The 12,677-nt window shown below is 66.0% G+C and carries 9 protein-coding genes; 5 read left to right on the top strand and 4 right to left on the bottom strand.

What is annotated here, in order from left to right; all coding sequences use genetic code 11:
- The first annotated feature begins 149 nt into the window (after positions 1-149).
- From TL10_RS24590 to TL10_RS24580, 3 genes are read left to right on the top strand one after another with little or no spacing between them, the layout of a single operon-like run.
- Positions 150-923 (top strand): Rv1363c family protein, encoded by a 774-nt coding sequence (locus TL10_RS24590; protein WP_234711534.1) that lies wholly within the window; start codon positions 150-152, stop codon positions 921-923.
- Positions 920-1,411, top strand: coding sequence for an Rv1363c family protein (locus TL10_RS24585; protein WP_052506533.1), 492 nt, complete (start codon positions 920-922; stop codon positions 1,409-1,411). The genes TL10_RS24590 and TL10_RS24585 overlap by 4 nt, the downstream gene beginning before the upstream one ends.
- Before the next feature lie 12 nt (positions 1,412-1,423).
- Positions 1,424-2,920, top strand: coding sequence for a class I adenylate-forming enzyme family protein (locus TL10_RS24580; RefSeq protein ID WP_043987735.1), 1,497 nt, complete (start codon positions 1,424-1,426; stop codon positions 2,918-2,920).
- A 9-nt stretch (positions 2,921-2,929) separates the two neighbouring features.
- Here the strand turns inward: TL10_RS24580 and TL10_RS24575 are convergent, their stop codons facing one another.
- Together TL10_RS24575 and TL10_RS24570 are read right to left on the bottom strand one after the other, a co-directional pair.
- Positions 2,930-4,372 carry a mechanosensitive ion channel domain-containing protein gene (locus TL10_RS24575; protein ID WP_043987734.1) on the bottom strand — a complete coding sequence of 481 codons (1,443 nt, stop codon included), beginning with the start codon at positions 4,370-4,372 and terminating at the stop codon, positions 2,930-2,932.
- A gap of 2 nt (positions 4,373-4,374) precedes the next feature.
- Complete coding sequence (locus tag TL10_RS24570; protein WP_082068076.1) at positions 4,375-6,552, bottom strand: adenylate/guanylate cyclase domain-containing protein; 2,178 nt, start codon at positions 6,550-6,552, stop codon at positions 4,375-4,377.
- 136 nt (positions 6,553-6,688) lie between these two features.
- On the opposite strand from TL10_RS24570, the gene TL10_RS24565 reads away from it, so the two are divergent.
- Positions 6,689-8,008 (top strand): DUF445 domain-containing protein, encoded by a 1,320-nt coding sequence (locus TL10_RS24565; RefSeq protein WP_043987733.1) that lies wholly within the window; start codon positions 6,689-6,691, stop codon positions 8,006-8,008.
- Between the two features lie 12 nt (positions 8,009-8,020).
- On the opposite strand, the gene TL10_RS24560 is transcribed toward TL10_RS24565, so the two are convergent.
- On the bottom strand, positions 8,021-8,605 hold the full coding sequence (locus TL10_RS24560; RefSeq protein WP_043987767.1) for a TetR/AcrR family transcriptional regulator: 585 nt from the start codon (positions 8,603-8,605) through the stop codon (positions 8,021-8,023).
- Between the two features lie 124 nt (positions 8,606-8,729).
- Here TL10_RS24560 and TL10_RS24555 point away from each other — a divergent pair, with 124 nt between their 5' ends.
- Positions 8,730-10,493, top strand: a complete 1,764-nt coding sequence (locus TL10_RS24555; RefSeq protein WP_276555786.1) for an acyl-CoA dehydrogenase — start codon at positions 8,730-8,732, stop codon at positions 10,491-10,493.
- Positions 10,494-10,571: 78 nt separating this feature from the next.
- Here TL10_RS24555 and TL10_RS24550 read toward each other — a convergent pair.
- A partial coding sequence (locus TL10_RS24550) for an alkaline phosphatase family protein (protein WP_338048688.1) occupies positions 10,572-12,677 on the bottom strand: 2,106 nt, incomplete at its 5' end.

Here is a 12,677-nt window from a genome sequence, read left to right as displayed (position 1 = left end):
CTGCTCGGATGAGGAGGTCGCCATGTTGCCGCGGCACAACGACGATGGAGGCCGGTATGGCGCTCCACCGCGAGTCCGGCTGTGACGTGCCCATGGCGGATGGTAGGCATAACGGAGTCCGTCGAGTCGGCGGCACTGGACTCCGACTCATGACCCCGAAGAGCGCTATGGCCGACGAGCTAGCCCACGCACCGACCGACGATCCGGAGATCCTGGCGGAGGAAGCCGAGGCGGAGGCCGAGGCCGCCGAAGCGGCTGCCGAGGCGGCGCGCGCACGGGCGCGAGCCATCCGGCTGCGGAGGCAGGCGCAGGAGACGGCGGCCGCTGCCGACGAGGCGCCGATAGCCGAGGTGGTAGCCGATGAGCCGGCAGCCGACCATTCCGACGCCGACCTCCTGGATGAGCCCGCAGAGCCGGCCGACGAGTTGCCCCGGCGGAGGCCGCTGCGTGGAGTGCTTGCCGCAGGCGCGGCCGCGTTGCTGATCGTCGCGCTACTGGGGATCAGTGCCGCCATCATGTGGCACCACAACGGTGTCGAGGCCGACCGTCAGCGGGCGGACGAGTTCACCGCGGCGGCCCGGCTGGGCGTGGTCAACATGACGTCGCTGGACTTCAACAACGCCAAAGAGGGTGTGCAGCACATCCTCGACAGCTCCACCGGCGAATTCAAGGCCGATTTCACCTCACGGGCAACAGATTTCGTCAAAGTGGTACAAGAGTCCAAGGTCGTGACGAAAGGCACCGTCAACCTCACGGCCGTGCAATCGATGTCCGAGGACTCCGCGGTGGTGCTCGTTGCCGCGACATCGGAGGTCACCAATTCCGCAGGCGCGAAGAACGACCCACGCGCATGGCGGCTGAAGGTCACGGTGAACCGCGATGGCGGCGTGCTCAAGATGGCGAAGGTGGAGTTCGTACCGTGATCATCAAGAAGTGGTGGCTGCCGATCGTCCTGGCCTTGCTCGTCGTCGCGTCGGGGGCACTGGCCGGATCGCTCTACTGGACCCAGTACCGGCCCGACAAGCAGACCGACGCCGCGGCCGAACGCACGGTGATCGACGCGGCATCAGCTGGGGCCGTGGCCCTGCTGTCCTATTCGCCCGACACCTTGGACAAAGACTTCTCGGCTGCCAAATCACATCTCACCGGCGATTTCCTGACGTATTACAGCCAATTCAGTCAGCAGATCGTGGCGCCGGCCGCCAAGCAACGCGGCGTGAAGACGACGGCGTCCGTCGTGCAGTCCGCGGTCTCCGAACTTCGTCCCGACTCGGCCGTCGTCTTGTTGTTCATCGACCAGGAAACACGCAGCACCGAACGGCCGCAGCCGAGCCTGGCAGCCAGCAGCGTTCGGGTGACCATGGCCAAAAGCGGTGGCAATTGGCTGATTTCGAAATTCGATCCCATCTAGACGGAGCCCTCGTTGAGTCTTGCGATACTGCTCGACATGGCGGCGTCGGCCAACCCGGACCGCACCGCCGTCGTCTCCGGTGAAACCCGCTGGACGACAGACGAACTGAACCAACTCGCCGATGGCGGCGGAGGCGTCGTCGCGGCCTGCGGTGCAGGCAGCGTCGCCTACATCGGGACCGGCGGCGCCATGCTGCCGCTGCTGATCTTCGCGTCGGCGCGGGCGAATCGTCCGCTGACGCCGCTCAACTACCGCCTCAGCTCGGCCGCGTTGCGCGACCTGATCGCACGGTTGCCGGATCCTTTGGTGATCTACGACGCCGAATACGCCGACGTCGCCGAGGCCTGCGACCGCGCAATGGAATCGACGGCCTTCATCGACGCGGCGACCGCCGCCGAGGCCGCGGCCGAATTCGCCGACCCCGACGACGTCGCCATCGTGCTGTTCACCTCCGGCACGACGAGCACGCCGAAGGCTGTCGAGCTTTCCCACCACAACCTGACCAGTTACGTCACCGGCACAGTGGAATTCGACTCCGCCGACGCCCAGGACGCCGCGCTGATCTGTGTGCCGCCGTACCACATCGCGGGTGTGAGTGCGGCCTTGTCGAATCTGTACGCGGGCCGAAAGATGGTGTACCTGCCCAAGTTCGACGCAGCGGACTGGCTGCGACTGGCGGCTGCCGAAGACGTCACGTCGGGCACGGTGGTGCCCACCATGTTGGACCGCATCGTCGGCGAGCTCATGCACGGCGCCGCTGCTCCGCGTTCCTTGCGCAACCTGGCGTACGGCGGATCGAAAGTGCCGCTGCCACTGGTCCGCCGGGCCCTGGATCTGTTGCCCGAAGTCGGATTCGTCAACGCCTACGGGCTGACCGAGACGAGTTCGACCATCGCCGTCCTCACTCCGGAGGACCACCGCCATGCGCACGGGTCACCGGACGCGGACGTCAAGCGACGGTTGGGGTCGGTCGGCCGGCCGGTGCCGGGGATCGAGGTGGAGATCCGGGCGGAAGACGGTAAGCCGTTGGGCCAGGGCGAAATCGGCGAGCTCTTCATCCGCGGCGAGCAGGTGTCGGGCAAATACACCGACCTCGGTTCGGTCCTCGACGAGAACGGCTGGTTCCCGACCCGCGACCTCGCCTGGCTGGACGCCGAGGGCTTCCTGTTCATCAACGGCCGGTCGGACGACACCATCATCCGCGGGGGAGAGAACATCGCGCCCGCCGAACTGGAGGATGTCCTCGTCGAGCATCCACAGGTGAGCGACGTCGCGGTGGTCGGCGTACCGGACCCCGAATGGGGACAGATCATCGTCGCGGTCGTCGTCCCGGAAGCCGGCGCCGCACCCGATCCAGAGGTGCTGCGCGAGTACGTGCGCGCAGCCCTGCGCGGTTCTCGAACCCCCGACCGCATCGTGTTCCGCGACCAATTGCCGACCTCTCCGACCGGGAAGGTGCTGCGGCGGGAACTGGCCGGCGATTTGAGCGTCGCGGCAGGCACGGCGTGAGGGGTGGAGCTATGGGGACTCGACCCCGGCATCGCGAATCACCATGGCGCGATCCGATTTACCGGCTGATTTGATCGTGGCCCGCGCTTCGCCGCGGCGTTCATCGATGAGGCGGCCGAACTCGCGAGACAGTACCGGCCGGTCGGTCAGCAATCGTTGGATCTCGTCATGCTCGATCTGTAGCAGGGTGACCTCGTCCAGGGCGTTGACGTAGGCCAGGTTGGCCTGGTGGGTGAAGGCGGCGACTCCCAGCAGCGCACCTTTGTCGAGGGTGCGGACGCCTGCGATCGACCCATCGGGTGTGGCCACGGCCAGTCGGACGTGTCCGGACACGATCACCGAGACGGTGGCGGGGATGTCACCGGGGGTGTGGATGAGTTCGCCGGTGCCATACCGGATCAGGCGTGCGTAGGGCGCCACCGCTTGTTGGTCGGCCTTGTTCAGTCGGAGGGCGGGCGCCGCGACTGATTCGAGTGCCGCTTCGACGCGTTTGTCGGTCGAGTAGTCGTCGCCGACACCGTCGAGATGAAGTTTGTCTCGGCGCGCGGCGTACCAGGCCCAGCGCAGGAACGTGGCTTGTACCGCGTCGTCGTCCCCGGGGGATTTCAAGCCGATGGTGGTGCGGTACTTGTGGTCGCCGATGGGCACGGTGGCGGGCTCGACGGTGTCGCCACGGTTCGGCAGGGCGGCGGCGATCCGGGTGAGCGTCGCGCACACCTGGTCGGGCGCATCCGTGGCTGCGAATGTGGTGGTGATCGTGATGTGCGAGGTGGCCAGCCGGCTGAGGTTGGTGAACGACGTGCCGGCCAGCACCGAGTTGGGGGTGATCTGTATGCCGGTGCCGGACTCGATGTGGACGGCGCGCCAGTTGACCTCCACGACGCGGCCCCGGGCCGCGGCCGTGTCGAGCCAGTCGCCCATCCGGAACGGCTGCTCGAACAACATGAACAGGCCGGACACGATCTGGCCGACGGAGTGCTGCAGCATCAGGCCGAGGACCACGGAGCTGACGCCGACCGCGGTGAAGACGCCCTTGATGTTGCTGCCCCAGATGTACCGGGAGATCACCGCCAAGCCAAGGATGATCAGCACCATCCGGGCCACGTCGAGAAAGATGCGCGGGATACGGCTGCGCCAGGAGGTCTCCGGGGCGTTCGCGAACACGGTGTTGCTCAGGCCGGACAGCACCAGCAGCAGCACCAGGAAAACCAGTACGGTCGCCACGATCCGGATGGGCACGTCGCGGGCGGGCACGACGGCGACCTTGAGCATCAGCAGCAGGACAGCGATCACCGGCAGCACATAGGTGCGCAGCAGTCCGACGGGCCCGGCCAGCGGACTGTGCCGGCGGATCAGGGACCGGCGCCACTCGGTCAGGACGATCAGGCCGACCGGCAGTCCGATCGCTATTGCCGCGACCCACACGAACCATGACGCACCGGAGGAGTACACGCTTACCGCCGCCCCGCGAGCCGCCAGATCGGCTCCTCGGTATCGCCGACGGTCAGTTGGCCGGCCGGGGTGAACCGGTGGGTGTCGTGCACGGCGTCGTGCACTCGCGCGGTGATGTAGATCCCGGGTTCGGCTCCGCCGGCCTGGACCTGATAGGCCAAATCGACTGCGCTGCCCCACATGTCGTACATCATCGTGGTGCCGCCCACCAGGCCGCTGGTGACGGTGCCGGTATCGATGCCTGCCCGGAAACCCAGCTGCAGGTTGTCCTCGTCATTGAAGCGGGCCACGATGCGCTGCAGTTCGATGGCGAAGTTGACGGTGCGCTCGACGTTGTCCAGCCGGGGCACGTTCAATCCGCAGCTGGCGGTGTAGCCGTTGCGCAGGATTCGCACCGGCTCGACCCCGCTACGTTCGGCGGCGTCGTCGAATTGGCGCACCAATTCGTTGACCACGGTGAGGAACTCGTCGGCCGGCAGTTCGTTGGACAGGGCGTCGAGGCCGTCGATGTCGGCGAAGAGCACCGCAACGTCCTGGTGGTTCTCGCTGATCGTCTCCTCGCCACTGCGGTACCGCTCGACGATTGATTCAGGCATCAGGGAACGCAGCAGCTGTGCGTTCTCCCGGCGTTCGCGGCGCAGCAGATCGTCCTTGATGCCGAGCAGGCGACTCATGTCGTTGAACGTCTTGGTCAGATCGCCGAACTCGTCCCGGGTCCGCACCGGAATAATCGCGTCGTAGTCTCCACGGCTGACTTGTTGCGCGCCGGCCTCCAGGCGACGGATGGGCCGCACGAACAACTGTGCCAGCGCCATCGCGGCCAGGCAGTCCAAGATGACGATCGCGGTCACCGCCACGCCCATGGTCCTGGTGAAGACGCGTTCGGGTGCGAAGGCTTCGGCGGTGTCGATCTTGGCCACGATCGACCAATTCACGTCGGGCCCGACGGTCATCGGCGCATACGACTGCAGCGTTTCCTTGCCCAGGTAGTCGGTGGCGATCAGAACCCCGGACTGGCCGCGCTGCGTCGCGCGGGTCGCCGGGCCGCCGACGGGCTGCAGCAGCGTCGTGCCGCCGAGGCGGACCGCCCGCTGCGCCAGCTCGGCCGGCGTTCCGGCCGCCGTGACATCGTGTTGATAGGTCTGCGGATTCTCTTCGAACAGGCGCGAATTCGAGCGCATCAGGTCATCGGTACCGGCGAGATAGGTTTCGCCGGTAGCCCCCAGGCCGTTCGCTTGCCACTTGCCGTTGAACGTCATCAGCTCGTTCAGCCCGCTGATCGGGAACTGCAGCGCCACCACTCCCACCGTGCGACCCGCGGCAACGACCGGCGCCGCCATCCACGCGGTGGGGTGGTCTGCGGCCGGGTGATAGGTCTGATAGTCGGTGACAGCGACGTACCCCACGCGGTCGGCGCCCATGGCTTTCGCGTAGGCCTCATGCAGGTTGCCCTGCTGGTACGGACCGGACAGCACGTTCGTGCCGAGGTCCGCGCGCTTCTTGGCCGAGTACACGACATTGCCCGAGGAGTCGATCAAGAGCGCGTCGCCGTAGCCGAACAGCCGCACGATCTCCTGGAAGAACGCGTTGTAGCGGCTGGCGGCGGCGCCCCAGGCGCTGGGGTCGGGCGGGGGTGGCGGTCCATTGGGCCGCGCGGCGGCGACGGTGTACCGGGCCTGCAGATACTTGGCCGCGTTGGACGACGGCAACAACACCTCGAGGTTGAGCTTGGCGCCCGTCGCACGCTCGACGGGGTCGATCAGATCCTGGTTGTAGTAGTTGACGATGGCCTGTTGCTCGGCGGGATCGATTGTGGCATTGGCCAATTCGTTGAACCCGGCGGTGAAGGCCTGCACCGCTTCGGCCATCGCCGGTCCGCTCGTGTAGATGAGCAGGGCATTCTTCAAGTTCGCGATCTGGATGAGGAACTGCCGGGACTGCGTCTCCCGGACCTGCGTGAGCCGGTCAAAAGCGGCGTTGCGCAGCGAGGCCTGCCCCGTCTGGTACCCGATGAACCCAACCACGGCGGCCGACACGATGCTGGCCCCCAACAGCATCGCGATGAGCTTCGACTGGATGCTGAACCGGCCGCGCACTCGCCGCGGCCGGACCTCGGGCGGTGTGTCACCCGAGGCTGCCGTCACGACCTCATCGTGATCCTCCGGTGGAGGGTTGACCATCGGGCCTCCTGTCGTCGGCAGCAAGTACATCACGACCTTCGGCGCTCGCTGGCCGGTTATCGCAGGTACCTGGTGAAAAATCATGCAATATATGGCCTTTCGGCATAGCCTTTGCCGCCATGCGGGACGGTGATCGGTGAACCGCGAGGTCGTCCTCGCGATCCAGAGCTGGTCCGAGATCAAGGCCGATTTCGGTGTCAACTGGCTGGTCTACCTGTCCATGCCCTTCGTCGCCGCTTTCGTGGGCTGGAGCACGAAGATCGTGGCGCTGGAAATGCTGTACCGGCCCTTGGACTACCAGGGCATCGGTCCGTTCGGCTGGCAGGGCATCGTGCCGCGGCGGGCCGGCAAGGTCGGCTCCAAGACCATCGAATTGCTGACCGCGAACCTGCTCAAACCCGACGAACTATTGAGCCGGGTCGATGCCGACGAGCTGGTGGCGGCATTGCGAGTGCCGCTGACCCGAGCGGTCGACGAGATGTCCCGCGAGCTGGCCGAACAGCTCCGGCCCGGGCTGTGGGACTCGCTGCCCGACGCCGCGCGCCAGGCCATTTCGGCCCGGGTTCAGGCGCAGACGCCCCGCATCGTGGCCCACATGCTCGGGGAGATCAGCTCCGATCTGAACCGCTATCTGGATTTCCAGTTCATCGCGGTGACCACCCTGGTGCGCAACAAGGAGAAGCTCGTCAGGTTGATGCGCAGCGTCGCCGACGACGCGATGGCTTTCATGCGACGTAGCGGCATCTATTTCGGGCTGGGCATCGGCTGCGTGCAGATGGTTGCGTGGGGTCTGTTCCACAATCCGTGGATCATGCCGGCCTTCGGATTCGGGATCGGCTCGGTCAGTGACTACATCGCGCTGAACATGCTGTTCCGCCCGGTGTATCGGAAGAAGTATCTCGGGCTGTTTCCGTTTCGCGGACTACTGCACGACCAGCGCGAAAAGATCACCCGCGACTACGCCAAGATCCTGGCCCAGGATCTCTTTTCGCCCGACATCCTGTTCGACGCCGTGCTGACCGGGCCGGGCGCGGACAAGCTGTTCGCGTTGGCGGCCAAGGAGATTCAGGCCGCCATCGACAGCCAGCTCGGCGCCGCGGTCCCGTTCGTGAAGTTGGTGGTCGGTGGGCAGCGGTACAACGCGCTCAAAGGCACCGTGGTGGACACCGTGCTCGCTCGATTGCCTGAAACGCTTGCGCTGGCCGAGGTTTACGCCAAGGACATGATGGACCTGGACAAGATCATCGTCGACAAGATGAGTCAGCTCACCAACGAAGAATACGAGTCGATTCTGCGCCCGATCTTCAAGGACGACGAGAAACTGGTGATCGCAGTCGGTGCGATGCTGGGCGGAATCGTCGGTGAAATCCAGGTCCAGATCATGGAGTTGTTCGGCCGCGACGTGCAGAGCCCCGCTGCGCTGCACGACTTCGTGGGGGTCGTCCTGCTCCGCTGACCGGCAGGTCGGTCAGCGCACCAGGCGGGCCGCGACCTGGGCGTAGATTTCGCCCAGTTTGTGGGGATCGCGGTGCGTGCGCGAGGGGAACCACCGGCAGACGTCGACGCACAGCGATGAGATCGCCATGACGACGTCATCGAGGTTGTCGACGTGGAATTCGCCTGTCGCCATGCCGGTTTCGATGATGTTGGCGATCACCGCGGTGACCTGGTGCCGCAGTGGCGCGATGGTGCGGTAGTGGGCCGGCGTCAGGCCGTGGAGTTCGTATTGCACGACCCTGGCCTGCTTGCTGTTTTCCGCATGCCAGGTGGTGAAGGCCGCGACGACCGCGTGGAAGCGCTCGGCGCAGGGTGCGGTGGCGTCATCGGTGGCGCGCAGGGTCGCCAGGAGGCTGCCGTGCCCCTCCAGGGCGATGGCGTAGAGGAGTTCTTCCTTCGACCGGTAGTGCGGGTACATGGCCGTCGCGCTCATGTTGAGGCGTTTGGCGATCTGGCGGGTCGAGCTGCCGCCGTAGCCGGACTCGGCGAACGCCTCGATGGCCGCGCGCCGGATGCGTTCGGCGGCGGCCGAATCGGTCGTCCGGTCGGTCTTCATGTGCACGTGATCGTACACACAGTTGACACATGCCAGGCCGATAGGCGATATTAGCAATCGCTTAGGAAATGAGCGACTGCTAATGTCTGGCTGCATTGGAAGGTAGAACCCAGTGACTGATTTCATGTCTCGGCGCGACCTGGACTTCTTGCTGTACGAGTGGCTCGACGTCGTCGAGCTCACCAAGCACGAGCACTTCGCGGAGCATTCGCGGGACACCTTCGACGCCGTCCTCGACCTGAGCGCCGACATCGCGACCAAGCGCTTCGCGCCGCACAACAAGAAGGCCGACCACAACCCGCCGTTCGTCGACGAAAGCGGCAAGGTCGTGCTGATCGACGAGATCAAGCAGGCGCTGGACGACTTCAACGGGGCGGGCCTGATGGCCAGCTCGTTCGACGAGCGCGTCGGCGGCATGCAGCTGCCCAACGTGGTCGCGCAGTCCTCGGCGGCGTTCTTCCGGGCCGCAAACCCCGCCACCTTCTCGTACGCATTCCTCACCGTCGGCAACGCCAACCTGCTGACCGAGTACGGCAGCGAAGAACAGATCGACACCTGGGTCCGCCCGATGCTCGAGGGCCGCTACTTCGGCACCATGTGCCTCTCGGAGCCCGACGCCGGCTCGTCGCTCGCCGACATCAGCACCAAGGCCACCAAGTCGGCCGACGGCACCTACCGGGTCACCGGCACCAAGATGTGGATCACCGGTGGCGACCACGAGCTGGCCGAGAACATCGTGCACCTGGTCCTGGCCAAGGTCCCGGGCGGTGGCCCCGGCGTCAAGGGCATCTCGCTGTTCGTCGTGCCGAAGTTCCTGACCGACGGCACCCGCAACGACGTCGCGCTGGTCAGCCTGAACCACAAGATGGGCAACCACGGCACCACCAACGCCCTGCTGAACTTCGGTGACGGCAGCCACCAGCCCTCCGACGAGCCCGGCGCTGTCGGCTACCTCGTGGGCGAGGAGCATCGCGGCCTGGGCTACATGTTCCACATGATGAACGAAGCCCGCGTCGCGGTCGGCTCCATGGCCACCGCCATCGGCTACGCCGGATACCTCACGTCGCTGGAGTACGCCAAGGTGCGCACGCAGGGCCGTCCGGTCGGCGACAAGGACCCGTCGCGCGCGCAGGTCGCGATCATCGAGCACGCTGACGTCAAGCGCATGCTGCTGGCCCAGAAGTCTTACGTGGAAGGCGCCTTGGCGCTGGGGCTGTACTGCGCGCGGCTCGTCGACGAGATGCGGATCTTCACCGGCGCCGAACTCGACGAGGCCAACCTGATGCTCGAGGTGCTCACCCCGATCGCCAAGAGCTGGCCGTCGCAGTGGTGCCTGGAAGCCAACAACCTCGGCATCCAGATTCACGGAGGCTACGGCTACACCACCGAATACGATGTCGAGCAGCAGTACCGCGACAACCGCCTGAACGCCATTCACGAAGGCACGCACGGCATCCACGGCATCGACCTGCTCGGCCGCAAGGTCGTCATGCAGGACGGCGCCGGCCTGAAGCTGCTGCAGCGGCGGATCAACGAAACCGTCCAGACCGCATTGCAGTCGGAGGCCACCGCCGGCTACGCGAGGGACCTGCAGGCCCAGACCGAGCGCCTGGTCGAGGTGACCGCGACGCTGTGGGCCGCCGGTGATGCCGAAACCACGCTGGCGAACTCGACTGCCTACCTGGAGGCGGCGGGCCACATCGTGATGGCCTGGATCTGGCTCGAGCAGCTGAACGCTGTCGGCGGCAACACCGGCAACTTCTACGACGGGAAACGTGCTGCGGCGCAGTACTTCTTCCGCTACGAGCTGCCCAAGGTGACGACCCAGCTGGACCTGCTGGCCAGCCTGGACCGCACCACCGTCGAGGCGCAGGTCGACTGGTTCTGATCTGCTGAACTCCCAGAATTGAACGTAGGGTCCGAGGTTTCCTCGGGCCCTACGTTCAATTCTGGGGTGGGTATCCGGTTACGGCATGACCGGTGGTGTGCCCCAGAAGTCGTTGAGCGGTGCGGCGTAGGCGTCGTTGTTGGTCAGCGGTGCCAGCTTCAGCGCATCCTCGATGGTGCGCAGCAGACTGTAGTGATTGGCATAGCTGGTGTCGGTGAAGTTGCCCGACCGCATCCCGGCGCTGACGGCGCCGGGGGACGGGATCACCACGGTGACAACACGATTGCCGCCGTTGCCGAAGCCCAGTGACAGATTGTCGGTGTCTTCGTCGAATGTGACGACGATGGCCGACTTCTGCGTCGGGTCATTCCACACCGCCGAATTCAGAATGGTCGGGATGGTCTGCTGCGCGAACTGGTCAGCCGCCTTGACGTTGTACTGGTGGTTGGTGAGCAGCGCGCCGATGTAGTTGAGATAGCCGCCGGGGAAGTCGAGCGGCCCTTCGCCGTTGTTGGCCTCGTTCGCCGCGAACCACGCGAAATTCGGCGTGGTGGCCGACGACGAGAGGTCGGTCGCCATCTGGGTCAGCGGGTGCAGGTGCGCGGCGGCGCGAGCCTGGTCGTTGAAGATGTCGCGGTACGCCAGGAACGGCAGCTGGTCGGGCGCGTAATCGCTCGTCGAGACGTAGGGCCCGGCCGCGGACATGCCCTGCGCATACCCGGCCCACGTCTTGCCGGCCGACTCGATTCTGTCGGCGAGGTTCGTGGCATCGATGCAGTTGGTCGCGCAGTTGTAGCTGAGACCGAAGTCGGAGCCGCCGAGGATCGGGTAGTAGTTCGGGTCGCTCGGGTGGGTCAGCGCGTAGTAGTCGGTCGCGACGCCGTAGGTGTTGATCAGGCTGTTGAGGTACGGCGCGTTGGGGCTGCCGACGATGTCCTTGTAGCCCTTGTTCTCCAGATAGACCATGAACACGTGGTCGAGCGCGCCCACCGTCGATGCCGGCGGCGTGGGCGGCGGAGGTGCCGGGAGCGCGGCTCCCACGGTGAACGACAGATCGTCGGCGAATGCGTTGTTGTATCCGCCGGTGAACGGGTTCGAATCCTTGAGCGTCACGACCACCTGCGCGGTGCGGGTACCGACGGGGATGGTCCCTTCGGTACTGCGCTGGAGCAGTCCGGTCTGCAACCAGCGCTCGAGGGGGCCGACAGGCGCCACTTTCCCGACACCCAGCTGCGTTCCGGTGGCGTCCAGGAACGTGACCTTGATCGACGCCGCAGAGGGATCGATCATGGCGCCGCCCAGGAACCCGCTGAGCTTGAACGGCGTCGTGCCGGCGTCGATGCCCGATGCAGCGCCGCTGAGATCGACTGTCTGGGTCAGTGTGGAGGTCGCGACATTGCCGCCGCCGAAGAACTGCGTGTCTCCGGGGGCGGGCCGATCGCTGGGGAAGTTGAAGATGGCGGGGAGCGTCGGCCCGGGTGTCGGCAGGCCCAACGGGAGCTGGCGCACGGTGCCGTACTTGATGACCGTCGGCGTGCCGGTGACGGTCCAGCCGGGGATGGACACCGTGCTGCCGCCGGACAGCGATGGATCACCGAGCTCTGCGCTCGGGTTGGTCAGGAGATTCGGGCTGGTCACGTTCCATGCCGAAACCACATGGGGTGGCAGGAGATTCGTCTCGATCTGCTTGCGCACCCAGGCGAGCACCGTCCACAGGACCGGCGAATTTGCCGGCACGTTCGACGGCAGGGTCGATACCAGAGGCCTCAGCGCGATACTGATGAGTTGTTTTGCCGCGGTGACGATCTGGCCGATTGCGCCGGTCGCGCTCGGGGCGGACACGGTGGGGGTGACGAGTGCCGCCGACGGTGTCGCCGCCGCGGTACGGGCTACTGATGCGGTGGTCGGCACGGCCGCCGTGGCGACGATCGATGGTGCGGGGGGATGGTCGACCGTGGCGGCTTGCGGCCGACCGATTTTCTTTGTGGCGCTGACGGATTCGCCGGCCGGGGGCGTCGAGGTCGGCGCGGTCTTGGTGGTGCTGCCGGTGTGAGCGTTGACGTTCGCGTTACGGTGACGGTTGGTAGCGTCGCTGCTCTTGTTGGATTGCGGCTTGGGTTTGTGGGCGGAGGTCGTCGCCGAGTCGTCTGATGTTGATGCCGGTGTGGCGCCGGGCTGTGCCGC

It is taken from the genome of Mycolicibacterium llatzerense, assembly GCF_000878195.1.
GTDB classification, from domain to species: Bacteria; Actinomycetota; Actinomycetes; order Mycobacteriales; family Mycobacteriaceae; genus Mycobacterium; species Mycobacterium llatzerense.
Note: the sequence above shows the minus strand (reverse complement) of the source record. Positions and strands in the feature narration are given on the sequence as shown.

Excerpts from the sequence above, each read along its gene's own strand:
- TL10_RS24555 (WP_276555786.1), top strand. The coding sequence starts at position 8,730 with ATGTCTCGGCGCGACCTGGACTTCTTGCTGTACGAGTGGCTCGACGTC.
- TL10_RS24560 (WP_043987767.1), bottom strand. The coding sequence starts at position 8,605 with ATGAAGACCGACCGGACGACCGATTCGGCCGCCGCCGAACGCATCCGG.
- TL10_RS24590 (WP_234711534.1), top strand. The coding sequence starts at position 150 with ATGACCCCGAAGAGCGCTATGGCCGACGAGCTAGCCCACGCACCGACC.
- TL10_RS24570 (WP_082068076.1), bottom strand. The coding sequence starts at position 6,552 with ATGGTCAACCCTCCACCGGAGGATCACGATGAGGTCGTGACGGCAGCC.